At 64.3% G+C, this 24,632-nt stretch carries 25 protein-coding genes; 3 read left to right on the top strand and 22 right to left on the bottom strand.

The window, feature by feature from the left end:
* Positions 1–66: 66 nt before the first annotated feature.
* From trmB to P9254_RS19750, 17 genes are all read right to left on the bottom strand, one after another.
* Positions 67–768, bottom strand: coding sequence for a tRNA (guanine(46)-N(7))-methyltransferase TrmB (gene trmB, locus P9254_RS19830; protein ID WP_278057281.1), 702 nt, complete (start codon positions 766–768; stop codon positions 67–69).
* Positions 769–788: 20 nt separating this feature from the next.
* Positions 789–2,066 carry a methionine adenosyltransferase gene (metK, locus tag P9254_RS19825; protein WP_066996328.1) on the bottom strand — a complete coding sequence of 426 codons (1,278 nt, stop codon included), beginning with the start codon at positions 2,064–2,066 and terminating at the stop codon, positions 789–791.
* Between the two features lie 167 nt (positions 2,067–2,233).
* Positions 2,234–2,656 (bottom strand): helix-turn-helix domain-containing protein, encoded by a 423-nt coding sequence (locus P9254_RS19820; RefSeq protein WP_095777507.1) that lies wholly within the window; start codon positions 2,654–2,656, stop codon positions 2,234–2,236.
* A 139-nt stretch (positions 2,657–2,795) separates the two neighbouring features.
* A complete protein-coding gene (gene lnt, locus P9254_RS19815) occupies positions 2,796–4,385 on the bottom strand; it encodes an apolipoprotein N-acyltransferase (protein WP_278057280.1) in 1,590 nt (529 codons plus the stop codon).
* A 198-nt stretch (positions 4,386–4,583) separates the two neighbouring features.
* Positions 4,584–5,660, bottom strand: coding sequence for a hemolysin family protein (locus P9254_RS19810; protein ID WP_127239964.1), 1,077 nt, complete (start codon positions 5,658–5,660; stop codon positions 4,584–4,586).
* Positions 5,661–5,687: 27 nt separating this feature from the next.
* Positions 5,688–6,185: an rRNA maturation RNase YbeY gene (ybeY, locus tag P9254_RS19805; RefSeq protein ID WP_066996319.1), complete on the bottom strand. Its 498-nt coding sequence runs from the start codon at positions 6,183–6,185 to the stop codon at positions 5,688–5,690.
* A gap of 10 nt (positions 6,186–6,195) precedes the next feature.
* On the bottom strand, positions 6,196–7,188 hold the full coding sequence (locus P9254_RS19800; RefSeq protein WP_245299624.1) for a PhoH family protein: 993 nt from the start codon (positions 7,186–7,188) through the stop codon (positions 6,196–6,198).
* 137 nt (positions 7,189–7,325) lie between these two features.
* Complete coding sequence (miaB, locus tag P9254_RS19795) at positions 7,326–8,735, bottom strand: tRNA (N6-isopentenyl adenosine(37)-C2)-methylthiotransferase MiaB (protein ID WP_278057279.1); 1,410 nt, start codon at positions 8,733–8,735, stop codon at positions 7,326–7,328.
* Between the two features lie 74 nt (positions 8,736–8,809).
* Positions 8,810–9,622 carry a lysophospholipid acyltransferase family protein gene (locus P9254_RS19790; RefSeq protein WP_278057278.1) on the bottom strand — a complete coding sequence of 271 codons (813 nt, stop codon included), beginning with the start codon at positions 9,620–9,622 and terminating at the stop codon, positions 8,810–8,812.
* A 27-nt stretch (positions 9,623–9,649) separates the two neighbouring features.
* Positions 9,650–10,144: a ribosomal protein S18-alanine N-acetyltransferase gene (gene rimI / locus P9254_RS19785; protein ID WP_095777510.1), complete on the bottom strand. Its 495-nt coding sequence runs from the start codon at positions 10,142–10,144 to the stop codon at positions 9,650–9,652.
* Positions 10,144–10,875 (bottom strand): tRNA (adenosine(37)-N6)-threonylcarbamoyltransferase complex dimerization subunit type 1 TsaB, encoded by a 732-nt coding sequence (tsaB, locus tag P9254_RS19780; RefSeq protein ID WP_278057277.1) that lies wholly within the window; start codon positions 10,873–10,875, stop codon positions 10,144–10,146. The genes rimI and tsaB overlap by 1 nt, the downstream gene beginning before the upstream one ends.
* A 133-nt stretch (positions 10,876–11,008) precedes the next feature.
* The gene (locus P9254_RS19775) at positions 11,009–12,115 is read right to left on the bottom strand and encodes a DUF1513 domain-containing protein (protein WP_278057276.1); all 1,107 of its coding nucleotides are present in this window, start codon (positions 12,113–12,115) and stop codon (positions 11,009–11,011) included.
* 4 nt (positions 12,116–12,119) lie between these two features.
* Entirely contained in the window at positions 12,120–13,199 is a 1,080-nt protein-coding gene (locus P9254_RS19770) for an imelysin family protein (protein ID WP_278057275.1), read from the bottom strand.
* A complete protein-coding gene (locus P9254_RS19765; protein ID WP_278057274.1) occupies positions 13,199–14,800 on the bottom strand; it encodes a di-heme oxidoreductase family protein in 1,602 nt (533 codons plus the stop codon). Before P9254_RS19765 ends, P9254_RS19770 begins: the two co-directional genes overlap by 1 nt.
* 12 nt (positions 14,801–14,812) lie before the next feature.
* Entirely contained in the window at positions 14,813–15,298 is a 486-nt protein-coding gene (gene bfr / locus P9254_RS19760; protein ID WP_067324504.1) for a bacterioferritin, read from the bottom strand.
* A complete protein-coding gene (locus P9254_RS19755; protein ID WP_066996295.1) occupies positions 15,264–15,575 on the bottom strand; it encodes a (2Fe-2S)-binding protein in 312 nt (103 codons plus the stop codon). The genes bfr and P9254_RS19755 overlap by 35 nt, the downstream gene beginning before the upstream one ends.
* 109 nt (positions 15,576–15,684) lie before the next feature.
* Positions 15,685–17,001, bottom strand: a complete 1,317-nt coding sequence (locus P9254_RS19750) for an imelysin family protein (protein ID WP_278057273.1) — start codon at positions 16,999–17,001, stop codon at positions 15,685–15,687.
* Between the two features lie 428 nt (positions 17,002–17,429).
* Here P9254_RS19750 and P9254_RS19745 point away from each other — a divergent pair, with 428 nt between their 5' ends.
* Genes P9254_RS19745 through P9254_RS19735 form a run of 3 tightly spaced genes read left to right on the top strand, consistent with a single transcriptional unit; the run spans position 17,430 to position 19,282 of the window.
* On the top strand, positions 17,430–18,683 hold the full coding sequence (locus P9254_RS19745) for an NAD(P)/FAD-dependent oxidoreductase (protein WP_278057272.1): 1,254 nt from the start codon (positions 17,430–17,432) through the stop codon (positions 18,681–18,683).
* A 38-nt stretch (positions 18,684–18,721) separates the two neighbouring features.
* Positions 18,722–18,952, top strand: a complete 231-nt coding sequence (locus P9254_RS19740; protein WP_067324498.1) for a type II toxin-antitoxin system ParD family antitoxin — start codon at positions 18,722–18,724, stop codon at positions 18,950–18,952.
* Positions 18,953–19,282 (top strand): type II toxin-antitoxin system RelE/ParE family toxin, encoded by a 330-nt coding sequence (locus P9254_RS19735; protein ID WP_067324496.1) that lies wholly within the window; start codon positions 18,953–18,955, stop codon positions 19,280–19,282.
* Positions 19,283–19,339: 57 nt separating this feature from the next.
* Here the strand turns inward: P9254_RS19735 and P9254_RS19730 are convergent, their stop codons facing one another.
* The 5 genes from P9254_RS19730 to P9254_RS19710 form a co-directional block, all read right to left on the bottom strand.
* Entirely contained in the window at positions 19,340–20,617 is a 1,278-nt protein-coding gene (locus tag P9254_RS19730; RefSeq protein ID WP_067324759.1) for a 4-aminobutyrate--2-oxoglutarate transaminase, read from the bottom strand.
* Between the two features lie 395 nt (positions 20,618–21,012).
* Positions 21,013–21,759, bottom strand: coding sequence for an ABC transporter ATP-binding protein (locus P9254_RS19725; protein WP_067324757.1), 747 nt, complete (start codon positions 21,757–21,759; stop codon positions 21,013–21,015).
* A complete protein-coding gene (locus tag P9254_RS19720) occupies positions 21,756–22,616 on the bottom strand; it encodes an ABC transporter ATP-binding protein (protein ID WP_066996477.1) in 861 nt (286 codons plus the stop codon). Before P9254_RS19720 ends, P9254_RS19725 begins: the two co-directional genes overlap by 4 nt.
* 24 nt (positions 22,617–22,640) lie before the next feature.
* Entirely contained in the window at positions 22,641–23,561 is a 921-nt protein-coding gene (nikC, locus tag P9254_RS19715; protein WP_095799313.1) for a nickel transporter permease, read from the bottom strand.
* Positions 23,558–24,625 (bottom strand): ABC transporter permease, encoded by a 1,068-nt coding sequence (locus tag P9254_RS19710; RefSeq protein ID WP_278057271.1) that lies wholly within the window; start codon positions 24,623–24,625, stop codon positions 23,558–23,560. The genes nikC and P9254_RS19710 overlap by 4 nt, the downstream gene beginning before the upstream one ends.
* Between the last annotated feature and the right edge of the window lie 7 nt (positions 24,626–24,632).

Here is a 24,632-nt window from a genome sequence, read left to right as displayed (position 1 = left end):
AGGTCCCCCCGCTGCTGAGCGGCTGGTTACCGGTCCCTGGGAAGTTAGTGCTCGATAGCGTCCGGCCTACTTCCGGATAAAGGTCAGATAGGCGGGCCGCCTTCCCGCGCGAAGGGCCTTTGCCTCGTAGCGGGTGCCGGGCCAGCCCTCATAGGGCGTGTGCCAGTCGGCAGCCTCGTTTGCCTGCCAGGCGAAACTGCTATTGGCGCTGCAGGCGAGCAGCGTCCAGTTCACATAGCTGTCGATATCGGAGGCGAAGCGGAATCTCCCGCCCGGCTTCAGCACCCGGGCCAACCGGTCGAGATTGGCCGGGCTGACAAAGCGCCGCTTCCAGTGCTTCTTCTTCGGCCAGGGATCGGGATAAAGCAGGTCGATGCCGTCGAGCGAGGCTGGCGGCAGCCAATCGAGCAGACGCGTGGCGTCGTCGTCATAGACTCTCAGATTGGCGAGCGGGCGCTTGTCGAGCGCCGTCATCATCTTGGCCATGCCGTTGACGAAGGGCTCGACGCCGATGAAACCGGTCGCCGGAGCCTCCGTCGCGCGATGCAGAAGATGTTCGCCGCCGCCGAAGCCGATCTCGAGCCGACAGGCTGAAACGTCCGCCTTGAACAGCGTTCCAAGGTACGCGGGTGCCTCCGCCGTCAGGTCGAGGCGATAGGCGCGCAAGCCACGTTCAAGCGCCTCGGCCTGCTGCGGACGAATGGTCTTGCCGTGCCGGCGGCCGAAAAATCCTTCGGTCGCGCGGCTTGGCCTGTCGGTTGGCTCCATGAACAGGTCTGGCGACGCCGTCAGGCGGCAATCGCATCGGCAACCGCGTCCTTGAGCGCCTTGGCAAGGTCCGTCTTCTCCCAGGAGAAGGAACCGTCCCGGCCGGCCTTGCGGCCGAAATGGCCATAGGACGAGGTTTTCGCGTAGATCGGCTTGTTGAGGTCGAGATGACGGCGGATGCCGGAAGGCGAGAGGTCCATCACCTTGCGCAGCGCCTCCTCGAGCCTGGCCTCGTCGACCCTGCCGGTGCCGTGCAGGTCAACATAGACCGACAGGGGCTGGGCGACGCCGATGGCGTAGGAAAGCTGGATGGTGCAGCGGTCGGCGAGCTTGGCCGCTACCACGTTCTTGGCGAGATAGCGCGCCGCATAAGCAGCCGAACGGTCGACCTTGGTGGTATCCTTGCCGGAGAAGGCGCCGCCGCCATGGGGCGCAGCACCGCCATAGGTATCCACGATGATCTTGCGGCCGGTGAGGCCGGCATCGCCGTCGGGCCCGCCGATCACGAACTTGCCGGTCGGGTTGATGTACCAGTTGCAGTCGTCGGCGACCTTGAGTTCGCCAAGCGCCTCGCGGACGTAAGGCTCGACGACATTGCGGACCTTCTTCGAATCCCAGCTCGAGTCGAGGTGCTGGGTGGAAAGCACGATCTGCGTCACTTCCGCCGCCTTGCCGTTGGCATAGCGCACGGTGACCTGGCTCTTGGCGTCCGGGCCGAGCTTGGCGGCCTCGCCGTTGCCTTCGTGGCGCGCGGCGGCAAGCAATTCGAGGATCTTGTGACTGTAGTAGATCGGCGCCGGCATCAGGTCCGGCGTCTCGCGGCAAGCATAGCCGAACATGATGCCCTGGTCGCCCGCGCCTTCCTCGCCCTGGCGGTCGGCGGCATTGTCGACGCCCTGGCCAATGTCCGGCGACTGGCCGTGCAGCAGCACCTCGATCTTGGCCGTCCTCCAATGGAAACCGGCTTGCTCGTAGCCGATCTCACGGATGGCCTTGCGGGCGACCGATTTGAACTTGGTCGGATTGACGACCGGGTGGCCCGCCGCATCCTTGAGGATGTTGCCTGCCTTGTCCTTCTTCAGCAGCGTCTCGGGAACCCTGACCTCGCCGGCGATGACGACGCGGTTGGTGGTGGCCAGCGTCTCGCAGGCAACGCGCACCTTCCACGGGTCCATGCCCGTCTTCCTGGCCTCGCGATAGACGAGATCGACGATCTCGTCGGAGATACGGTCACAGACTTTGTCGGGATGGCCTTCGGAGACGGATTCCGAGGTGAAGAGATAGTTCTGCCGCGTCACGGGTGTCCCCTCTTGAAAAGGATCGGCAAGGCTGCCGATTTTGGCGCGCCACGTGTTAGCGGTGCCGGGCGCCGCTCGTCAAGCGGCGCGACAGATCTGGCATGACTATCGGCACAATCAACTTGTGCCACCGGCGGCAGGGTACCGCCGGCGACATGAGCCTGGATTCACTCGGCGTCGTCCGGCGAAAGGGACTTCACAAGATCGATAATCCGGCGCCGCACCTTGACGTCGGGAATCTTGACGAAGGCACGATTGAGCTGAAGCCCTTCCGGGCTGCCGCAGAATTCGATCGCGAAAGTCATCGAGGCATCCTCGGCAAATCCCCGATTGCCGGTGACCGCCTCCTGACCGGGGGCGTCCTCGAAGAAGAAGGCGACAGGGACGCTCAGGATGGAGGCGATTGCCTGCAGGCGGCTGGCGCCGACCCTGTTGGTCCCCTTTTCGTACTTCTGTATCTGCTGAAACGTGATGCCGAGATTTTCACCCAGCTTTTCCTGGCTCATTCCAAGCATATTGCGACGCAGCCGAATACGACTGCCGACATGAATGTCGATCGGATTCGGCTTCTTCTTGTTCTCTTCTGTCATTTTTTCCTCGCCGAATTTTTCCGGCTTTTTCTATTTTTGCCGCCCAAACGAAACCGGAGCCACCTGCCCCAACAGACCCCTCCAACCGACTTCGAGAAAATTTTAGGCGTTACAGTATGAGTTTCTAATGTGCCGACTGTCAATTCACCCGTAGCCGCTGCCTTACATTCAATGTGAGGGCCGCGAGGGCAAACAGCAACATGATCAGCAATCCGTTAATTCGCCGCTGATCGGCGGTTAGCAGGGCGCGCGCGGAAACCGGCACATGGGCGTCGATGGCGCCGCGCGCATCGACTGCCAGGGCATCGACGATGCGCCCACGCGAATCGACAACGGCGGAGATGCCGTTGTTGGCCGCACGCAACAAAGGCACTCCATTCTCCACCGCACGAATCTGCGCCTGCCTGAAGTGCTGGTAAGGGCCTGGCGTGTCGCCAAACCAGGCGTCGTTGGTGACGTTCACAATAAGCTCGGATGACGCTGCATCGATTGCAACGAGGTCAGGAAAGATGACCTCGTAACAGATGAACGGAACCGCGCGCAGGCCGTTCGGCACCGCGATCGGATGGCGTTCGTTGCCGGCGGCGAAATTCATCGGTCCGGCAACGAGCTGGCCTATGCCGAAACGCTCGAACAGGCCGGCAAAAGGCAGATATTCGCCGAACGGCACCAGATGCACCTTGTCGACAGCATCGACGATCTCGCCCTTGTCGTTGATCGCCACCACGGAGTTGTAATAACGGCTGCCGGCATTGCCTGCGCCACCCTCCTCGCGCACCACGCCGGCGATCAGCATCTGGCCGTCGCCCAGCATATCGCCCAAGGCCGTCAGCGCGTCCGGACGCTCCGTGAACAGGAACGGCACGGACGTTTCCGGCCACAGGATCAGTTGCGGCTTGGCATGGCCTTGCTCCGGTGCCTTCGCCGAAATCCCCATCAGCGTGGCGAAGATGCGGTCGCGCACCGAGGCATCCCATTTCTCGGTGAGGTCGACGGCGGGCTGAACGATGCGCACGTCGATCGAGCGGGTGGCCGGCGGGGCTGGGACGGCAAGCCTGAAATAGCCGAAGCCGACGTGAGCGGCAACGAGAGCGACGAACAAGGCCAAGCCCAGCCTGAGATGCCGGCGCGCCGCGACAAGCGCCGGCAGGGAAAAGACAAAAACGGCGAGCGCGTTCATGCCGATCATGCCCGTCACCGACACGCTTTGCATCAGGAGGGGCACCGGCATTGCGGCATAGCCGACGGCATTCCAGGGAAAGCCGGTGAACAGGAAATCGCGCAGCCATTCCGCAAGGCCGAAGCCGAAGGCAAGTGCGGCGATGCGGCCGATATCACTGCTCCAGCAAAGCCGCGCCACGAGCGTCGCAAAACCATAGAAGAAGGCGAGCCCAAAGGGGATGCCGACGACGGCGAAGGGCAGCGCCCAGGCGAAGCTGTCGGCCTCGACAAGAAGGGCCTGGCCGATCCACCAGAGGCCGGCGAGGAAATAGCCGAAGCCGAACCACCATCCGATGGCGAAAGCCGGGCGAAGGCGACGCAGCCAGCCGTCGGAGGCTTCACCGGTGGCGCCGTCGAGCAGCCAGACAAGCACCGGAAACGAGACGAAACAGACGGCGAAGAAATCGTAAGGCGCCTGGGCGAGAACCGCGAGCGCTCCCGCGACAAACGCTACCAGCGACCGCCGCCACCCCCACAGCAGAATTATCCGGCCGGCAAAGCGCTGCATTCAACTTTCCAAGTCGCGCGAATCAGGCAGCCAGAGATTTAACAGGCCGAGCCGGATGCTCCAAACACAGTAAGCGCAACCAAATTCACGGTCGCGCTAACGGTGCCACCCTTCAATGCTGAGGCCGCTCAGTCGCTCGGCCTCCTCTTTGGGCACAATGCGCACGGTCTGTGTGGTCATCGATCGCATGAGCGAATATCAGGCCTGCTCGGTGCGCGCCGCGCGGCGGCGCTGCCGTTCGCCCTTCGGGCTCTGCACGATGCGCACCCGCTTGACGCGGCGCGGATCGGCGTCGAGCACGTGGAATTCGAAGCCCGGTATGGCCTGCACCACTTCGCCACGGGCCGGAACCCGGCCGAGCGTGTTGAAGATCATGCCGCCGATGGTGTCGACATATTCACCGTGCTCGCCCGCGGCGAAATCCTCGCCGATCATCTTGGCGACCTCGTCGATCTCGGCCTTGCCGTCGACCACGAACACGCCCTCTCCGATCCGGGTGATCATCGGCTCGTCGTCGTCGTGCTCGTCCTCGATGTCGCCGACCACCATCTCGACGATGTCCTCGAGCGAGGCGAGGCCATCGGTGCCGCCATACTCGTCGATGACCAGCGCCATCTGGGTGCGCGTCGTCTGCATGCGCCCCATCAGGTCGGAAGCAAGCATCGATGGCGGCACGAACAGCACCGGCCGGATCAGGTCGAGATCGCCGATGGTGCGGGCGAGATCGACCTGGGCCAGATCGAGAATGGTCGGCGCCTGGGCCTTCCTGTTCGCGCGGCCCTTCTTGACGCGGGCGACCTTGGTGATGTGGGCAAGAACGTCGCGTATGTGGACCATGCCGCGCGGATCGTCGAGCGTTTCGGAATAGACCGGCATGCGGGAATGACCGGACTGTTCGAAGAGGCCAAGCAGATCGCCAAGCGAGGTGGTGATCTCGACTGCCTCGATATCGGCACGCGGCACCATGACGTCCTCGACGCGCACTTCGCGCAGCCGCAGGATGTTGTTGAGCATCGCACGTTCGCCGGGCGAGAAGGATTCGGCATCGGTGGCCGTCTCGGCCAGCGCGTCGGCGATCTCCTCGCGCAGGTTGGTGCCGTTGCGGTGCCTGAACAGGCCTAGCACGCGATCGAAGAGAGAAGGACCGGCATGCGGAGGCTCGGCGGCCACGCTGCCGGTCGGAATACTCGGACTGGAGCCCTCTTCCGATTTTTCGGAAGGCTTGGCCGCACTGCCGGCGTCCGGACGGGCGGCAGTTTCTGGTTTATCGTTCATCGCCATCAGGTCAATTGGTCTTTTTTGTTACGCGTAGGGATCGGGAATGGCAAGCCTCGCAAGCGCCGCGCGCTCGATCGCTTCCATCTCCTCGGCCTCGGCGTCGGTCTCGTGATCATGGCCCAGAAGATGCAGCAGGCCATGGATGACGAGATGGGTGATATGGTTCGCCAGCGGCTTGTCTTCCAGTGCGGCCTCACGCGCAACGGTCTCGGAAGCAAGCACGATGTCGCCCAACATCGGCGGCAGCTCGGCGCCTTTCGGAACGGAAAAAGCTGGGAAAGACAGCACGTTGGTCGGCTTGTCCTTGCCGCGCCATTCGGCGTTGAGAGTGCGGATATGGGCGTCGTCGGAAAAAACGACGCTGAGCTCCGAAGCGCCGCTCGCGCCGGTTTCGGCAAAGGCGGCAGCGACGGCCTGATCGACCAGGTGCGCCAGCTCGGCCTCAGGGGGCCAGTCGCCGGCCTCGACGAAAATATCGATGTCGACCGGCGTCTTGCCGCTGGATCCCGGATTTTCAGCCATGGGGCTTGGATCAGCTCTCGGCGCCGAGGCCCCTGGCGAACTTGCCGTCCCGGTCATAGGCCTTGACGATCTCGGCAACCAGTGGATGGCGCACGACATCGCCCTCGTTGAAGCGGACCGTGACTATGCCCGGCACGCCGTCGAGGATGCGCAGCGCCTCGACCAGGCCCGACTTGGTGTTGGGCGGCAGGTCGATCTGGGTCGGATCGCCGGTGACGATCATGCGCGAGTTCTCGCCGAGACGGGTGAGGAACATCTTCATCTGCATCGGCGTGGTGTTCTGCGCCTCGTCGAGGATCACCGCGGCATGCGCCAGCGTGCGGCCGCGCATGAAGGCTAAAGGCGCGATCTCGATGACCTCGGCGGCGATCGCCCGCTCGACCTTGTCGGCCGGCATCATGTCGTATAGCGCGTCGTAGAGGGGCCGCAGATAAGGGTCGACCTTCTCCTTCATGTCGCCGGGCAGGAAGCCGAGCCGCTCGCCGGCTTCGACCGCCGGGCGCGACAGCACGATGCGCTCGACCATGCCGCGCTCGAGCAGCATCGCCGCATGGGCCACCGCCAGATAGGTCTTGCCGGTGCCGGCCGGGCCGATGCCGAAGACCATTTCGGAGCGCTCCAGCGCGCGCATATAGGCGTCCTGGTTGAGCGAGCGGGCATAGATCGTGCGCTTGCGCGTGGCAATCTGGGCGGCCGAAACCTTGCCCTTGCGCTCCATGGTGGGCAGCGTCAGCTGGTCGTCGGCGGCGATCGCCATGCGCACGGCGCCGTCGACGTCGGACTGGCCGATATCGACGCCCTTCTGCAGAATGCCGTAGAGCGTGTCGAGCGCGCGGCGCGCCTGCTCGGCGGCCGAAGCTGTGCCCTTGATCGCAAGCTGGTTACCGCGCGAACGGATATCGACGCCGAGCTTCTGCTCGAGACGGGCCAGATTCTCGTCGAACTGGCCGTATAGGGCGCTGGCAAGCTTGTTGTTGTCGAAGGTCAGTACGATGTGCGCCATGTCGGAGGCCCCGGATGCCTGGTTCTGGGGCGGATTCTTCAGTTCAGCAGCGCTCAACCGTCTCTCCTCATCTGCCGAGGCTTGTGGCTATGCATGTCGTTGTCCCGAAACCGCCAGCACTTTTTGGGCGACATGCATCAGGCCAACTCGGCGAACAGGCTGTTGGGACCTGTCTTCGTGATTCGTACGTCGATAATGTCACCGATTCCGCCGGCCTTGTCGTCAACAATAACAGGCTGCAGCCAGGGCGAGCGGCCGACGATCTGACCGGCATGGCGGCCGGGCTTCTCGATCAGCGTGCTGACGGTGCTGCCGACCAGGCTGGCGATGAATGCCTTCTGCTGCTCGTTGACCAGCGCCTGCAGGCGCTGCAGCCGCTCGTCCTTCACGGCTTCCGACACATGGCCGTCCATCTCGGCGCCCGGCGTGCCGGGACGCGGCGAATATTTGAACGTGAAGGCCGAAGCGTAATTCACCTCGCGCACCAGTTCGAGCGTTGCCTCGAAATCCGCTTCCGTCTCGCCGGGGAAGCCGACGATGAAGTCGCCGGACATGGCGATATCGCCGCGGGCGGTGCGGATGCGATCGATGAGGGCCAGATAATCGCGTGCCGTATGCCTGCGGTTCATCGCCTTCAGTATCCGGTCGGAGCCAGACTGCACTGGTAAATGCAGATAGGGCATCAAGGCCGGCAGGTCACGGTGCGCGGCGATCAATTCATCATCCATGTCGCGCGGATGGCTGGTGGTGTAGCGCAGCCGCGCCAGGCCGGGAATTTTCGCCAGGCGGAAGAGCAGGCGGCCGAGGCCCCATTCCTCGCCGTTTTCGCCCTCGCCGTGCCAGGCGTTGACGTTCTGACCGAGCAGCGTCACCTCGCGCACGCCAGCCTCGGCGAGGCGCTCGGCCTCGGCGACGATCTGGGCCACCGGCCGCGAGACTTCGGAGCCGCGCGTATAGGGCACGACGCAGAAGGTGCAGAACTTGTCGCAGCCCTCCTGAACGGTAAGGAAAGCGGTGACGCCGCGCTTTGCCAGCTCGGCGCGCTTCGGCTGCGGCAGATGCTCGAATTTGTCCTCAATGGCGTAGTCGGTCTCGACGATCTTCTCGCCGCCGCGTACCCTCGCCAGCACGTCGGGCAGCCGGTGATAGGTCTGAGGGCCGATGACGAGATCGACGGCCGGCGCACGGCGTATGATTTCCGCCCCTTCGGCCTGCGCCACGCAGCCGGCGACGCCGATCAGCAGCTCACGGCCGGCCTCGGCGCGCTCGGCCTTCATGTCGCGGATGCGGCCAAGCTCCGAATAGACTTTTTCGGCTGCCTTCTCGCGGATGTGGCAGGTGTTGAGCAGCACCAGATCGGCGTCTTCGACGGCGTCGGTGGCGACATAGCCGTCGGCTGCCAGCGCATCGGTCATACGCTGGGAATCATAGACATTCATCTGGCAGCCATAAGTCTTGACGAAGACCTTTTTCGCCGCCCCGGCATGCACCGGCTCGCGCTCAGGCGCGGTGCCGATGTCGTGACTTTCAATCGTGTTCAATTCCATCGGGCGGCTTCTAGCGCCTTTCCGCGACAAAAAACAGCCGATTCCGGCAGGCTACGGCGCCGCGCGTCGGTTTTTCAAGCTATGCGCTGACGACTGGGACGCGGCTCGGCGAGCGCAGCCTGCATCATCTCGCGCACCCTGGCTTCCATCAATCTTGCCGTTTCCTTGCGGTTTGAACCCTTGGAGAAGGGCACCGGATCACCGAAATGCACTTCGGCATCGAGCGAGCCTTCGGCAAGCAAACCCTTCAAATGCGGCATCAGGTCCTGGTCGCCGATCCAGGCGGCGATCGGCCGGTGACGGCGGCCCATCGGCACGCCATGCAGGCGCGTATAGGCGATCGCCACCGGCTGGATAAACACTTGGTCCGCCGCCCCTTCCGAAATCGCCATCGAGGCGGCACCGAACAAGGTGCTCTTGAACGGCAGCACCAGATTGCCGTCGCCGGTCGAACCCTCGGCGAACAGCACCATCGCATCGCCCTTGGCCATGCGTTTGGCGATCTCGCTCGCCTGGTCGCCGGAGGTGCGTTTGCGCTCGCGCTCGATGAAGACGGTGCGCTGCAGCTTGGCCAGCATGCCGATCATCGGCCAGCCTTCCATGTCGGCCCTGGCGATGAACTTCACATCGACAAAGGAACCGAGCACCATGATGTCGGTCCAGGAGATGTGGTTGGCCGCGATGAGCAAGGGGCGCTCCTTCGAGAGCGCGCCTTTGACGTGCACACGCATGCCGAGCGCCTTGAGGATCATGCTGTGCCAGATTTTGAGGACCACCGTCTCCGGCCAAAGCCTCGTCTTCATCGACAGGAGCTGCAGCGGCGCCAGCACCAGCGTGCCGGCGGCGACGAGGCCGAACGCCAGGAAAATCCGCAATTTCTTGATCATTCGCTCCGGCCCTATCCCACGGTCTGGCTAGCGAAGATCGCGGCGCATGACAAGCGCGCCGGTCGGGCCGTGCTCGGTCGACCGGTAGTAGTTCGGACGCTGGCCGACCTGACGGAAGCCGAGTCGGCGATAGAGCGCGATGGCCGGCGTATTGGTCTCGTCGACCTCGAGGAACAGCGCCTCGGCGCGCTGCGCATGCAATTCGCGCAGCACCGCATCGATCAATTGCCAGCCAAGCCCCTGGCGCCGATGGGCGCGAGCCACCGCGACCGTAAGGATCTCGCCCTCGCCTGCCGCGAGCCGCGCCAGCACGAAACCGACCGGCGGCTTCGCACCCTGCCCGGTCTCGCGCGCGGCGTAACCGAACACGGTGTCCTGTTCGAGCAGTGCCGCGAACTCGCCATCGGTCCAGGGGCGAACGAAATCCTCGCGATGCAGCACCGCAACGGCGGCGCTGTCGGCCACCGTCAGCGGCTCCAGCGCATAATCCCTGCGGCGCGGCTGAAAGAAAGGGATGCGCATCAGGATTTTTTTCCCTTTGGTGCATGATCTTCTCCAGAACCCGGCTTCCCGGATTCATGGTTCCGCCTTGGCAGAATGAAACCGGCCTGCGGCTTGGCGTCGGCGCCGCGCAGATAGAGCGGCTTCGGCTTTGCGCCTGGCCCTTTCGCGGCGGCCAGTCGGGCATAGGTCGCGATGTCGGCTGTGGCTACGGCCGGCCCGGTGTCGAAGTCCGGCCCGGCCGCTGCCGCAATCAGCGGCGCGGCGGTGCCGGTGAGGACCGCTTTCGCATCGACTGCCATTCCGGTCGCTTGGGAAAGCGTGGCCACCGTTGGTCCGTAAGTCATAACTAACGCTTCATCGAAAAGTGCCGCATGGAGTTCCTCGCGGCCGGCGTCGAGCGCCGCCAGCACGGCGCGGCCGGGAAAGGCATTCGCGGCCTCCGCCGCCAACGCTTCCAGCGTCGTCACGCCGATGGCCGGGATCTTCAGCGCCAGGGCCAAGCCGCGCGCGGTCGAGACGCCGACGCGCAGGCCAGTGAAAGAACCGGGGCCGATCGAGACGGCCACAGCGTCCAAGCCTTGGTAGCCGATCCCGCTGGCCTTCAATGCCGCCTCGATGACGGCCATCAGATGCTCGGCATGCCCTTTGCCGAGGTCGAGCACCTGGCGGCCAAGCTCGATGCCAGCGTCAGCGTCGTGTACGCAGGCGGCGCAGAGATTGGCGGCGCAGTCGATGGCGAGCAGCTTCATAGGGCCGGTTAACCAACTGGATCAAAACACATTCCCTGTGCCCGGCATGGCCCGCCGCCGCAAGGGCCACGCCGCATAAATGTTATGCGGCTTGGCTTTAGCGCGACATCAGCGAAGCTGGCCTTGACAGCGATCAGCCCGCAGCCGCGATGCGCAGCACGTGGTTGTCCCAGACATAGTCAGGTTCGGCGCGCGACCCGCCCGCACCGCCGACGATCTCGCCAGCGCCGGTCGTTGCCATGAAGTCGGCGCCGTCCGGCGCGAGACCGCAAACTTCGACCAGCGACTTCGTCGCGACAACGCGTCCGCTGGCGGCATCGATGACGGCCAGCGAATTACCCTCCGGCGAGGTCACGGCGACGGTGCCGGCATCGGGATTGGCGGCAACCGAGCCGATATAGTTGCGGAAGCCCGACAGCACGTCCTGCGGCATTTCCAAAAGCTGGAGCTCCTTGCCGCGCGCGGCGCGGCCGACCAGCGCCGGCCGGTCGATCGCCGGCCCGCGATATTGACAGCCGAACCAGACGGTGCCCGTCCGGTCGCGGTCCATGTGACGGATCGACAGCTGATGCAGCGCCGGCGGCAATTCGTGCTTTTCGATCAGGTCGCCAGTGATGCGGTCGACCAGCGTGTAGGAAGGCTTCATCGTTGCGATGTTGAGCTCGGCGCGGCCGAAATCCGGATGCGTTTCGATGCCGCCATTGGCGATGGCGAGCGTCCTGCCGTCGGCGAGCAGCAGCAGTTCGTGCGGACCCATGCCGTAGGTCGGGAACTCGCCGACGCGGCTGAACTTCGCCCGTGCGTCATAGACGCCGACGACGCCGGTGGCGTTGTCGAAATCATTTTCCGTTGCATAGAGCAGCGCGCCGTCGGGCGAGAACACGCCGTGACCGAAGAAGTGCCGGCCGGCGATGCTGGCGATGGTCAAAGGCTTCTCGCGGCCGGTGTGGTCGAAGACCATCGCGAAGATGCCGGGCTGGCGGGCGAAGACGATCGAGCGTTTCGACACCGGATCGAAGGCGACGTCGTGGCCACGGTCGGGCAGATCGAGCGTGTGCAGGATCTTGCCGGCCTCGGAGAGCACGGCGGCGCCGAAGCTGCCGTCGCGCCTGACGAAGGCCGTGGCGAAGACGGCGTCCGTTGCAAGCGTCTCCGCCCAGGCGCGCGGCGCCATCGCCGCGGCGAAGCCGGCGCCGGCGGCACGCAGAAAGTCGCGGCGATCGATGAGCGGCGTCGTCACGGCGTCAATCACCATCCAGCGACGAAAAGCCGGCGGTCAGGCCAAACTCGGCGGTCATCCTGGTGCCGATCAGGGTCGAGAGGCTGGAGGTGATCAGCGCGAGATGCTCGAGCTTGTCGCGCAGCGCCGGATCGGCGAGCGCCTTGTCGATCGGGCCGCTAACGGACTTCGCCGTCGCCACGCCGTTGGTCAGCTGGATGTGGATGGATTCGGCCATCCACCGCGCATCGGCGGGCAGCGCATCGCCAAGCTTAGAGGCCTGGAACAGCTTGTCGATGCCGGACAGATTTCCGGCCAGCGAATTCAGCGTGTTCTGCGAGCGCCAGTAGATCGCCTGCTTCGGCTTGTCAGCATCGGGCTTCGCGCCAAGAAAACCCTTGAGCCGCACGTCGCGGATCATTTCCAGCTCATTGATGAAAACGCCGACCAGTTCCGTGACCGCTTCGGTGCCATCACGATAGAGCGGGTTCTTCGGCCCCGGATTGGCCCAGAGCGAGGCAAAACCATCGGGCTTGCTCCATGCTTCGCGGACCTCGCCGGCGATCGCCTGCATGTTGCTGGCCACCGCCGCCCCGTAGGCGCAGCGATAGGGATCGTCCTTACTGGCAAGCGTTTCGGCACCATCGCCGAACAGCACATATTCCAACGCACCGAGGCCCTGCATGGCAACGCTCTTTCGCGCGAGTTGCGCCGGATCGGCGGCGGATGGATCCTTGGCAACGAGGGTCGACTTCACCTGCCTCAATCCGATGCTCTTGCGGTCCGGCCAGTACAGCATGCGCTCCAGCCGGTTGTTTTCCTTGATGGGCCCGAAGGCGATGATCTCGGCCACCGACCAGGCTTCGACTGTGGCGGAAAACTCGGTACGCGCCGCGTCGAGATTTTGCTGGGACGGCGCATTGCAGAGCTGGCGCATCGCCTGGGTCAGGGTCCCGGCATGATCGTCGAGGCTGGCGTAGGCCGGGCGGACGAAGCCGTCGATCGCGCGTCCGATAAGATCGGAAGCTTTGACCGCGGCCTGGGTCGGCAAGGCCACGGCCAGCAAGAAAGGAAGGGCAAGCGCGGCGGCGCGACGGTTAAACATCAGAGCGACTCCAGGAATTTGATCAGCGCATCGCGGTCGGCCGCAGCTGCGCCGGCGAAGCGGTCGCGCGCCTTCTGGCCCTCGCCGCCATGCCACAGGATCGCCTCTTCGAGCGTCCGCGCGCGGCCGTCATGCAGATAGAAGCTGTTGCCATTGACCGTGGCGGTCAGGCCGATGCCCCAGAGCGGCGGCGTGCGCCATGCGCTGCCGCTCGCTTCCCCCACGCGCTGCCCGTCGGCGAGACCCTCGCCCATGTCGTGCAGCAGGAAATCGGAATAGGGCCAGATCAGTTGGAAGGCTTGCGCCTTGTTGGGCGTGCCGCGCATGGTGACGAATTTCGGCGTGTGGCAGGAAATGCAGCCCATCTCGTAGAACTGCTTCTTGCCGGAAAGAACCTCCGGCTTGTCGAGGTCGCGCCGCGCCGGCACAGCGAGGTTCTGCGAATAGAAGGTGACGAGGTCCATGACCGGGGGCGGCGCTTCCGCCGCGCCCAGGCGCTCTTGGACGCCATTCGGCAGGGTAAGGCACGCCTTCTCACCCTCGGTGCAATCGCCCCAATGCTTCGGCACTTCAGGCGTCGAGATGCCGATATCGCCGGCAAAGGCATCGGCGGCCTGCTGCCGGATCGATGCGGCCTGAGCTTTCCAGCCGAAGCGGCCCAAAGTTATCGCGCCGCTCAACTCCTCGCGAACTATGTTCGGCCGGCCGGAGATGCCGTCGCTGTCGCGGTCATGCGGATCGGCAAGGGCGAGGATGTCGGCCGGGGCGATCTCCTCGATCAGTCCGAGCCCGATCATTGGCGGCGTCAGGCGCGGCGACAACGTCGTGCGCGGGTCGAGCGGGCCATAGCCCAGATTCTCGACCGAGTAGCGGGGCTTGCGCAGCAAAACGACGGCACCGTCGCCCAGCGTGACCTTCTCTTCCGAATAGTCGATGCGCATGTGGCCTTCACCCTTGAGGGCGGGAACGGCCAGATCCTGCAATTGCGAGCCATAGACAGGATCGGGGAAATTTGGCAGCTTGTGGTCGGCAAGTTCGGCTCTCTCCTCGGCATTGCTTGCATCGCGCGCCAGCCGCAAGAACATCGAGGTCGAGCCTGTGCCGCTTCCCGGCGGACGGCCGCGACCATCCTTCAGATGGCAGTTCTGGCATGCGCGTTCGTTGAACAGCGGCCCGAGCCCGTCGGACGCTTGGGTCGATGACGGCGACGACACCCAGTTCTTGCGAAACAGCGCATTGCCGAGCTTGAAGGTCCCTTCCTCCTCGAAGGTGATGTTGGCGGAAGGCTGCGAGAAGGCCTCGCGGTTGACGTCCTTCCTCGACGTGCCGGCGCCGCCCTGCATCAGCTCGAACGGTTCGGGCTTTGTAAAGTCGGTCGTAGGCTTGGTGACCGCCAACACCCGCGCCTGATCCTCCGGCGTCAGATCTGTGCGGCTCGTCGGCAGACCCGCCGGCTCGCCCGCCATGGCGGGAGCAGAAAGCGTGATTGCCAGCAGGAGCGTGGCACCGCGCCAGATCCGGTATCGCGGGTTCCTCGGGAGCAGCAGGCCGGCTATCTCGGCCCGCCATGAGCGGCGCGAAAAATCTATCGGGCGCCGCATTCCCGCATGTCCTTACTCCGCCTCGTTGGCCGAGTCGGCGTTGAGCTGGCCGTACTTTTCCTCGCCGATCGAGGCGAGCAGGTCGAGCTGACTCTCCAGGAAGTCGATGTGGCCTTCCTCGTCCGTCAGCAGATCCTCGAACAGTTTCATCGACACGTAGTCGCCCGCATCCTGGCAAATCTCGCGCGAGCGCTTGTAGGAGGTGCGCGCGTCATATTCGCCGGCGAGATCGGATTCGAGCACTTCCTTCACATTCTGGCCGATACGCAACGGCGCGACCGACTGCAGGTTCGGATGGCCTTCGAGGAAGATGATGCGGGCAACCAGCCGGTCGGCGTGATGCATTTCTTCGATCGATTCCGCCCGCTCCTTCTTTGCCAGCTTGGTGTAGCCCCAGTCTTCGAGCAGACGATAATGGACCCAGTACTGATTGACGGCACCAAGCTCCAGAAACAGGGCTTCGTTAAGCCGCTCGATGACCTGCGGTTCGCCTTTCATGGGTTCTGCTCCCGAATTGGCCGCGCAGTCCTCTGACGCGGTCCAGGTGTGAAACGATATCCGCGCCGCTCCCCTCTGAACGGGCGTGGTAGTTCTCGGTGACCCGAATGATCGTTTCCACCACATTTGGAAAGCAGCCGCAACAGCGGCCGCGCTTGCGCATGGCATGATAGACCTTGGCCGGCACGATAAGCTGCCAGGGATCTTCATCCAGCAGACCGATGATCGTCTGCTCGATCTCCTTCTCGGTGATGATGTTGCAATGGCAGATCAGCATTCACTTGCTCTGGCTAGCGGCGCTGTTCCGGCGCCGTTTGGCTTGTTTCTCAATTGAGCATGATCTTGTCCAAAAACCGGCTTCCACTTTTTGGGATCATGCTCGGGTGCTACTTGAACACCTTGTCGGGAGCATCGAGGCTGTCGGAGCCCTCGAAGGCGATGGCATTGAGCTTGAGCGAGCCGACCGCGCGTTCGATCGACTTGGTCTGGTCGATCAGCGCGTCGATCGCCGCCTGCACAGTGGCGTTGCCTTCCGCATTGCCTTCGGCGATCTGCTGGTCATAGGCCTCGCCGGCCAGCGCCCGCGCCTTGATCGCTTCCATCTTGGCGACCGAAGTATCGAGCTTGTCCGACAGTTCCTTGTCGATCGCCGGATCGGCCACCTTCACCATGTCCGACACCGACGGGCCGGAAACCACGGTGCCGTCGAGGCGCGTATAGTTGGCGTGATAGGCGGCGCGGATGCCGATCGCATCATAGAGATGCGAGTTGTAGGTGTTGTCGGAGAAGCAGTCCTGCTCCTCCTCCGGATCGTGCAGCAAAAGGCCGAGCTTCATGCGCTCGCCGGCCAGTTCGCCATAGGAGAGCGATCCCATGCCGGTGAGGATGGTGGAGATGCCGGAATTCGGCTCGCCATCGACGAGGGTCTTGCGCGCGGCGCCGTCTTCCTTCCAGTTGTTGACCATCTCCTGCAGGTCGGAGACCAGAAGGTCGCTTGCCGACTTCAGATATTCCGCGCGGCGGTCGCAATTGCCGCCAGTGCAGTTCTTGAGATCGTAGTCGGTGTACGGGCGCTCGCCGGCGCCTGGACCGGTGCCGTGCAAATCCTGGCCCCAAAGCAGGAATTCGATGGCGTGATAGCCGGTCGCGACATTGGCCTCGACGCCGCCGGCTTCCTGCAGCGTGCCTGACAGGAACTCCGGCGTCAGCTTCGAGGCGTCGACCTTCTTGCCGTTGATCTCGATCTCCTTGTTCGCAATGACGTTCGCCGTATAGAGCGAGTTCTCGTCCGACTCGGTGCCGTAGCTCTTGGCGACATAGTCGATCAGGCCTTCGTCCAGCGGCCAGGAATTCACCTTGCCTTCCCAGTCGTCCACGATCTTGTTGCCGAAGCGGTAGACCTCGGTCTGCTGGTAAGGCACGCGCGCCGCCTTCCAGGCGTCGCGTGCAGCGTTGAGCGTCTCTGCCGAGGGCTTGGCGAGAAGCGCGTCGACGGCCTTGTCGAGCGCCTCAGCCGTGATCAGCGAATCCTCGTATTTGGCGAGCGCGATGTCGGCATAGGTCTTGATCACCGCCTTCGCATCGGTTTCGGCCTTCGCCGGCAGCACGAACACGGCCGCCGTCAGCGCCGCGGTGGCGCCGATCGCGGCAAGCCTGGTGCCCCAACGTAGCGCAATAGTTCGCGGCGTGATTATCGCTTTCATCAATCCCATCTCCTCAGAAATTCAATGACATAGGCATGCGGCCGCCGGCGCGCGGCGCCAGCGCAAGCACGAATGCCCGGAAAGGCAAAGTTGCCGCGCAATGGCGCGGCCAATCAGCAAAAGACACCGAAATGCCTCCAATCGAAAGGGTTCAAGGCCCAGACATCAAAGGAATGCGCCAGCGGCGCAGCCCTCCATAAAGCGGCGGAGCGGCTGGAAGTCAACTGGCGGTACAGAGAAAATTCAATTGAAACAACAGTTTAGAATTATTCTAAACTGGAATTATCAACTTTAAGGCGGCGCATGCGGCGGATATCCGGATTGACAGGCGGCCATCCTGGGTGCGACCCGGACCACGGCTCTTGCGGCGGCGGCAGACAATCGCCACTTGGCGGAAGATCCTAGATTTGAAGGCAAAAAGGGCTGCGATGAAGAACGGGGTGGTCATTGTCGGTGCGGGTCATGCGGGCGTGCAGGCGGCCGCTAGCCTGCGTGAGGAAGGCTATGACGGGCCTGTCATCCTGATCGGCGACGAGAACGAGCCGCCCTATCACAAGCCGCCGCTGTCCAAGACCTTCATCAAGGATGCCGACGCCAAGCCGCAGCCCTTGCGCGGCGAGGCCTTCTATTCCGGCAATGCCATCGACTACCGGCCGGGCGTTTGGATCGACAGGATCGATGGTGGCGAGCGCAGGCTGGACGTTTCCGGCGGCGGCACAATTGCCTTCGACCGGCTGGTGCTGGCCACCGGCTCGCGGCCGCGCCTCCTCAAGCTCGATGGCGCGGAGCTCGCCGGCGTGATGTCGCTGCGCTCGCTGGCCGATGCGCGGCTGATCCGCGAGTTGAGCGCGCAGAGCGAGGAGGTCGTCATCCTCGGCGGCGGCTTCATCGGCCTCGAAATCGCAGCGACGCTGAGGGCCGCCGGCCGCGGGGTCACCGTCGTCGAGGCGCTCGACAGGCTTCTCGGCCGCGCCGTGGCGCCGGCAATCGCGGCGCATGTGCGCCAGCGCCTGGAGGCTATGGGCGTGCGCCTGCTCACCGGCACCACGGTTGCCCGTCTGGAAGGCGAAGGCGGCCGCGTTTCGGCCGCGATCACGTCAAGCGGCGAGCGCCTGCCGGCGCAACTGGTGATCATCGGCATCGGCGTCGTGCCCAATGTCGAGCTGGCCGAAGCCGCCGGCATCGCGATCGCCAACGGCATCCGCGTCGACCAGCATATGCAGAGCTCGATCCCGGAAATCCTCGCCGTCGGCGATGCCGCCTCCTACCGGCACTGGTTCACCGGCGGCGACGTGCGGCTGGAATCGGTGCAGAACGCCACCGACCAGGCGCGGCTTGCCGCGCGCACCATCGTCGGCCACGCCGAACCCTTCGCGGCCGTGCCTTGGTTCTGGTCGGATATCTGCGACATGAAGCTGCAGATGGTCGGCCTGACGCAAGGCGGCGACAGCCATGTCGTGCTGGGCGAGCCGGCCGAGAACAGGTTCTCGATCTACCACTATGCCGGCAACCGGCTGCTGGGCATCGAATCCGTCAACCGCCCGGCCGACCACATGCTCGGCCGCAAGATGCTCGGCGCCGGTTTCTCGCCGACGCCGCAGACCGTTGCGGCCGGGCCCGACGCGCTGAAGGCAGCGCTTGCCGCCTTCAGCCAAGACGAGCCGGCAAGGGCCAGCGCGTAGAGATTGCCAATTTTTGCCATCAGCCTTACATTGGTTGAATGAGCACGATGAATATCTCACTGCCCGACAGCTTGAAGCATTTTGTCGATCAGCAGGTGACGGAGCGCGGCTACGGCACGAGCAGCGAATATGTGCGTGAATTGATTCGCCACGATCAGGATCGTCAGCGTTTGCGCGGTCTGCTTCTTGAAGGCGCTTCGTCCGCGCCAGGCGCTCCTGTCGGTGACGACTATTTCGCGGCGCTGCGCAAGCGAGCGCTGGGCCAATAATTGGTTGCCGTAAAGGCAATTATTCCTCGTGCCCTTGCCTTGCGGGATATCGAAGACACTGTCGATTATTATGCACGCGAAGCTGGTTCGCACGTGGCGCTAGCCTATGTCGAGGATCTTCAAACTGCCTACAAAGTGATAGCCAACCATCCTGCATCGGGCTCGCTGAGATATAGCTATGCGATTGGACTACCCGGTCTGCGCAGTGTGCAATTGAAGCGCTATCCGTACCTGATTTTCTATGTCGAACAGGCCGATCATATCGATGTGTGGCGGGTCCTGCACGCCAAAATGGATATTCCAGCCTGGTTACAGAATCCGAACTCCTGACGGCGAGTTGCCGCACCGGCCTGGGCCGCCAGGAGAATCATTCGCACCGTCCGCCCCTTAGGCCGCGCGCGCCTCGCGGATCGAGGTCTCCAATATATCCAGCGCCTCCGTCATGACGCCGTCCTGGATGGTGATTGGCGACAGGAAGCGGATGACGTTGCCGTAGACGCCGCAGGTGAGCAGGATGAGGCCCTTGTCGAGCGCCTTCAGCCGCACCGCATTGGCTAATTCCGCCGAGGGCAGGCCCTTCTTCACATCATTGAACTCGACGGCGTTCATGAAGCCCGGGCCGCGGATGTCGACGATCTCCGGCACGTCCTCGCGGATCGACGCCAGCCGCTGCTTCAGCCTGGCGCCGAGCGCGTTGGCGCGCTCGCACAGCTTTTCTTCCTCGATGACGTCGAGCACGGCATGCGCCGCGGCGACGCCGATCGGGCTGCCGCCATAGGTGCCGCCGAGCCCGCCCGGTCCAGGCGCGTCCATGATCTCGGCGCGGCCGGTGACGGCCGACAGCGGGAACCCGCCGGCGAGGCTCTTGGCCATGGTGGTGAGATCCGGCGCCACGTCATGGTGCTCCATCGCGAACATCTTGCCGGTGCGGGCAAAGCCGGTCTGCACCTCGTCGGCGACAAGAAGGATGCCGTGCTGGTCGCAGGTCTTGCGCAGTGCCGTCATGAAATCGCGCGGCGCCTCGTAGAAGCCGCCCTCGCCCTGCACCGGCTCGACGATGATGGCCGCGACCCTGGCCGGATCGACATCGGCCTTGAACAGCTTGTCGAGCGCTGCAAGCGAATCCGCGACCGACACGCCGTGCAGCGCGACCGGGAACGGCGCATGGAAGACATCGGCCGGCATGGCGCCGAAGCCAACCTTGTAAGGCACGACCTTGCCGGTCAGCGCCATGCCCATGAAGGTGCGGCCGTGGAAGCCGCCGGAAAAGGCGATGACCGCCTGGCGACCGGTGGCGTTGCGCGCGATCTTGATGGCGTTCTCGACCGCCTCGGCGCCAGTGGTGACGAAGACGGTCCTCTTGTCGAACTTGCCGGGCAGCATGCCGTTCAGGCGCTCGGCGAGGCGCACATAGCTCTCGTAAGGAACGACCTGATGGCAAGTGTGGGTGAAGCGGTCGAGCTGCGCCTTGACCGCCTCGATCACTTTCGGATGGCGGTGACCCGTGTTGACCACCGCAATGCCCGACGAGAAGTCGATGTAGCGGCGGCCCTCGACGTCCCAGATTTCCGAATTCTCGGCACGATCGGCGTAGATCTGCGTGGTCATGCCGACGCCGCGCGAGATCGACTGGTTCTTGCGTTCGGAAATGGCTGAATTCTTCATCTCACACCTCATCGGGCCGGCGCCCGCTCCGTTTTGATGCCGTCAAAGCCTCTTCTGACCTTATTTCAGGTTTTCCTCAAGTCGGCACATTGGCCCAGTCGATTGGACCTGCCGCAAGGCCGAAATCGATCTCGACCAGCCAGTCGATCGTCAGGCAGAAACAGTTTCCTTTTCCGGCCGATCGATTATCCTCGCTGCAGCCGCGACGTGCCGCTGCCGGGAGCGGCTTCCCGCGGGCCGAGGGAACCATGAGCAGGAACGCGACATCGTCCGCCTTGCCGTCCTTGCCGCTCCGCCCTGCATGTCGGGTGCGGGATGGCGCCAAAGCAGACGTGATCGTTGCTGCGGAGAGTTAAAAGCCAGGTCGCACCCCGTCGCGAACCTGCGAGAGAAAACTACACCCTCACAAACCCCTCGCTCGCCCGAAGCAGGTTGCGCGTATAATCCTCGCTCACGCGGTGGCCGATCAGCTGGCTTGCGGTCAGCGTCTCCACCGCTTCGCCGTTCTGCATCACCATCAGCCGTTCGCACATATGGGTGATGATGGCGAGGTCGTGACTGACCATCAGAAAGGTGAGCTTGCGCCGCCGCCGCACCTCTTCGAGCAGGTTCAGCACCTCGGCCTGGACAGAAGCATCGAGCGCCGAGGTCGGCTCGTCGAGCAAAAGGATCGAAGGTTCGAGGATCAGCGCGCGGGCGATCGCGACACGCTGGCGCTGGCCGCCGGAGAGCTGGTGCGCATAGCGGAAGCGGAAACCCTTGCCGAGGCCGACTTCGTCCAGCGCGCGCTCGATGCGCTTCTCGCCATCCTGGATTGCGTGAATGGCGAGCGGTTCCTGCAGCAGCCGGTCGACGGTCTGGCGCGGATGCAGCGACCCATACGGATCTTGGAAGACCATCTGCACGTCGCGGTAAAAGGCCTTGTCGCGGGTCTTGCCAAGCGTCTTGCCGTTGATAGCGATGGTGCCGGCAGCGACAGGCGCAAGGCCGGTGATTGCCTTGAGCAGGGTCGACTTGCCGGAGCCGCTTTCGCCAACCAGGCCGTAGGACTCGCCTTCCCTGACTTCGAGTTTAACGCCCTTCAGCGCGCGGAAGCGGTCGAAAATCACCTCCAGCCCTTCGATGGTGATGGCGGCCGTCATGCCGCCCACTCCGGCTTGCGGTCGAGCACCGGCAGCGGGTGTCGCTCGAAGCCGATCCTCGGCATGCAGTTGAGCAGGCCGCGCGTATAGGGATGCTGGGCCTCGCGCAGCTCGGACGCCTTGAGCTGCTCGACCACCTTGCCGGCATACATGACGACCACGCGGTCGCAGAAGGAGGACACCAGGCGCAGATCATGCGAGATGAAGATCAGCCCCATGCCGCGCTCGGCGACCAGCCTATCGAGAATGTTCAGCACATCGAGCTGCACGGTGACGTCGAGCGCCGAGGTCGGCTCGTCGGCGATCATCAGTTCCGGCCCGGCGATCAGCATCATGGCGATCATCGCGCGCTGGCCCATGCCGCCCGAGACCTCATGCGGGTGAAGGTCGAAGACACGGGCCGGATCGCGAATCTGGACCGCCCGAAGCATCTCCAGCGCGCGCTCGCGCGCTTCGGCCTTTCCAACTTTCTCATGCGTGCGCAGCGTCTCGACGATCTGGCGGCCGATGGTCATCACCGGATCGAGCGAGTATTTCGGGTCCTGCAGGATCATGGCGATGCGGTTTCCCCGCAGCGCACGGCGCCGGCTGGATGACACCGAGAGCAGGTCGATGCCGTCGAAGCGCAGCTTTTTCGCCGACACCTCGGCCTGCGGCGGTGTCAGGCCCATGATGGCGCGGCCGGTCTGCGACTTGCCGGAGCCGCTCTCGCCGACGATGCCCAGCCGCTCGCGGCCGAGCGAGAAGGACACGCCGCGCACCGCCTGCACGATCCCGGTGCGTGTCGGGAAAGTGACGCGCAGATCGTCGACTTCGAGCAGCGTGCCTTTCGTTTGCCTATCGGAATTGCCGCTCATTGGTTGCCGCTCATCGGTCGCCACTCATTGGTCGCCGCTCCGGGGATCGAGCGCGTCGCGCAGGCCGTCACCGAGCAGGTTGAAGCCGAGGCTGACGATGAGGATGGCAACGCCTGGTGCGGCAGCCACCCACCACTGGTCGAGGATGAAGCGGCGGCCGGACGCGATCATCGCGCCCCATTCGGGCAGCGGCGGCTGCGCGCCGAGGCCGAGGAAGCCGAGGCCTGCGGCGGTGAGGATGATGCCCGCCATGTCGAGCGTCACCCGGATGATCAGCGAGGAGATGCAGAGCGGCATGATGTGGCGCAGCACGATGCGGAAGGGCGAGGCACCCATCAATTGCACCGCCTTGATGTAGTCGGAATTGCGCACCGTCAGCGTCTCGGCGCGCGCGATGCGCGCGTAAGGCGGCCAGGAGGTGATGGCGATCGCCAGCACCGCGTTCTCGATGCCGGGGCCGAGCGCCGCAACGAAGGCCAGCGCCAGCACCAGCTTCGGGAAAGCCAGGAAGATGTCGGTGATGCGCATCAAAATGGCATCGGTCCAGCCGCCGGCATAGCCTGCGACGGTGCCGACCAGCAGGCCGATGGGCGCGGCGATGATGGCGACGAGGATGACGACATAGAGCGTCCAGCGCGAGCCGTACAGGATGCGCGAGTAGATATCGCGGCCGAGGTCGTCGGTGCCGAACCAATGCGCGGCGCTCGGCGCCAGCAGACGGGCATTCTTCAGGTCACCCACGGTTGGCGAGTAGGGTGCCAGCACGCCGGCAAGCGCGGCTACCACCACCAACGCGAGAATGATGAGCAAACCGACGAGCGCGAGCCGGTTGGCTGTGAAGCGCCGCCAGGCCACATAGGCGCGGCCGAGCCTTGCCTGCATGCGCGAGGACGGCCGCTCGCTGAGCAGCCATTCGCGACGGGTTTGCATCGTCTCGGCGCTCATTCGACTTTCGTCCGTGGATCGAGGAGCCGATAGAGCAGGTCCGACAGAAGGTTGATGGCGATGAAGACCGAGCCGATGATGATGGTGCCGCCGAGCACCGCGTTCATGTCGGCGTTCTGCAATGAATTGGTGATGTAGAGGCCGATGCCCGGCCAGGAGAAGACGGTCTCGGTCAACACCGAGCCTTCGAGCAGGCTGGCATAGGAAAGCGCGATCACCGTCACCATCGGCACAGCGGCGTTGCGCAGCGCGTGGCCCCAGATGATGCGCGTCTCCGACAGGCCCTTGGCGCGCGCGGCGACGATATATTCCTGCGCCATCTCGTTCAGCATGAAGGAGCGCGTCATGCGGCTGATATAGGCGAGCGCGAAATAGCCAAGCAGGGAGGCCGGCAGGATGATGTGGCGGTAGGCGTCGTAGAAGACATCCCACTGTCCCTGCATGGCCGCATCGAGCAGGTAGAAGCCGGTGATCGGCGTGAAAGTGTATTCGTAGACGACGTCGAGCCGCGCCGGAAAGGCGACCCATTGCAGCTTGGCGTAGAACAGGACGAGGCCGAGCAGCCCCAGCCAGAAGATCGGCACGGAATAGCCGATAAGGCCGATGATGCGCACGATCTGGTCGATGAGGCTGCCGCGCCGCACCGCGGCCAGCACGCCGAGCGGCACGCCGATGACGGCGCCGATGATCGTGCCGAGCGTCGCCAGCTCGATGGTCGCCGGAAAGACGCGGCGGATGTCGGACATCACCGGATTGGTGGTCAGCACCGAAGTGCCGAAATCGCCGCTGAGCGCGTTTTTGACGTAGATGTAGAACTGCTGGATCAGCGGCAGGTCGAGCCCCATCTCGCGGCGCGTGCGCTCGACGACGGCTGTCGGGGCCCGGTCGCCGAGCACGGCCAGCACCGGATCGATCGGGATGACGCGGCCGATGAAGAAGGTCACCGCGAGAAGACCGAGATAGGTCGTCACCGCGATGACCAGGAAGCGGCCGATCGACGACAGAAGCGCGACGGGACGGGCGCCGCCGCGCCCCGCCGCCGCCTGGTTCTCAGCTACGCTCACGCGGCGC

The sequence above is a fragment of the Mesorhizobium sp. WSM4983 genome, from assembly GCF_029625765.1.
Lineage (GTDB): Bacteria > Pseudomonadota > Alphaproteobacteria > Rhizobiales > Rhizobiaceae > Mesorhizobium.
The sequence above is the reverse complement of the archived record's forward strand: the minus strand, read 5'-3'. Positions and strand labels throughout refer to the sequence as shown.

Bases quoted from the DNA above. Each gene is read 5' to 3' on its own strand.
- P9254_RS19720 (WP_066996477.1), bottom strand. From the start codon at position 22,616: ATGAGCGGCAATTCCGATAGGCAAACGAAAGGCACGCTGCTCGAAGTC.
- lnt (WP_278057280.1), bottom strand. From the start codon at position 4,385: ATGCAGCGCTTTGCCGGCCGGATAATTCTGCTGTGGGGGTGGCGGCGG.
- P9254_RS19740 (WP_067324498.1), top strand. From the start codon at position 18,722: ATGAGCACGATGAATATCTCACTGCCCGACAGCTTGAAGCATTTTGTC.
- P9254_RS19750 (WP_278057273.1), bottom strand. From the start codon at position 17,001: ATGAAAGCGATAATCACGCCGCGAACTATTGCGCTACGTTGGGGCACC.
- P9254_RS19725 (WP_067324757.1), bottom strand. From the start codon at position 21,759: ATGACGGCCGCCATCACCATCGAAGGGCTGGAGGTGATTTTCGACCGC.
- P9254_RS19810 (WP_127239964.1), bottom strand. From the start codon at position 5,660: ATGAACGATAAACCAGAAACTGCCGCCCGTCCGGACGCCGGCAGTGCG.
- P9254_RS19800 (WP_245299624.1), bottom strand. From the start codon at position 7,188: ATGGCGCACATCGTACTGACCTTCGACAACAACAAGCTTGCCAGCGCC.
- tsaB (WP_278057277.1), bottom strand. From the start codon at position 10,875: ATGAAGCTGCTCGCCATCGACTGCGCCGCCAATCTCTGCGCCGCCTGC.
- P9254_RS19820 (WP_095777507.1), bottom strand. From the start codon at position 2,656: ATGACAGAAGAGAACAAGAAGAAGCCGAATCCGATCGACATTCATGTC.
- miaB (WP_278057279.1), bottom strand. From the start codon at position 8,735: ATGGAATTGAACACGATTGAAAGTCACGACATCGGCACCGCGCCTGAG.
- P9254_RS19730 (WP_067324759.1), bottom strand. From the start codon at position 20,617: ATGAAGAATTCAGCCATTTCCGAACGCAAGAACCAGTCGATCTCGCGC.
- rimI (WP_095777510.1), bottom strand. From the start codon at position 10,144: ATGCGCATCCCTTTCTTTCAGCCGCGCCGCAGGGATTATGCGCTGGAG.
- P9254_RS19745 (WP_278057272.1), top strand. From the start codon at position 17,430: ATGAAGAACGGGGTGGTCATTGTCGGTGCGGGTCATGCGGGCGTGCAG.
- ybeY (WP_066996319.1), bottom strand. From the start codon at position 6,185: ATGGCTGAAAATCCGGGATCCAGCGGCAAGACGCCGGTCGACATCGAT.
- trmB (WP_278057281.1), bottom strand. From the start codon at position 768: ATGGAGCCAACCGACAGGCCAAGCCGCGCGACCGAAGGATTTTTCGGC.
- P9254_RS19765 (WP_278057274.1), bottom strand. From the start codon at position 14,800: ATGCGGCGCCCGATAGATTTTTCGCGCCGCTCATGGCGGGCCGAGATA.
- P9254_RS19790 (WP_278057278.1), bottom strand. From the start codon at position 9,622: ATGATCAAGAAATTGCGGATTTTCCTGGCGTTCGGCCTCGTCGCCGCC.
- bfr (WP_067324504.1), bottom strand. From the start codon at position 15,298: ATGAAAGGCGAACCGCAGGTCATCGAGCGGCTTAACGAAGCCCTGTTT.
- P9254_RS19770 (WP_278057275.1), bottom strand. From the start codon at position 13,199: ATGTTTAACCGTCGCGCCGCCGCGCTTGCCCTTCCTTTCTTGCTGGCC.
- nikC (WP_095799313.1), bottom strand. From the start codon at position 23,561: ATGAGCGCCGAGACGATGCAAACCCGTCGCGAATGGCTGCTCAGCGAG.
- P9254_RS19755 (WP_066996295.1), bottom strand. From the start codon at position 15,575: ATGCTGATCTGCCATTGCAACATCATCACCGAGAAGGAGATCGAGCAG.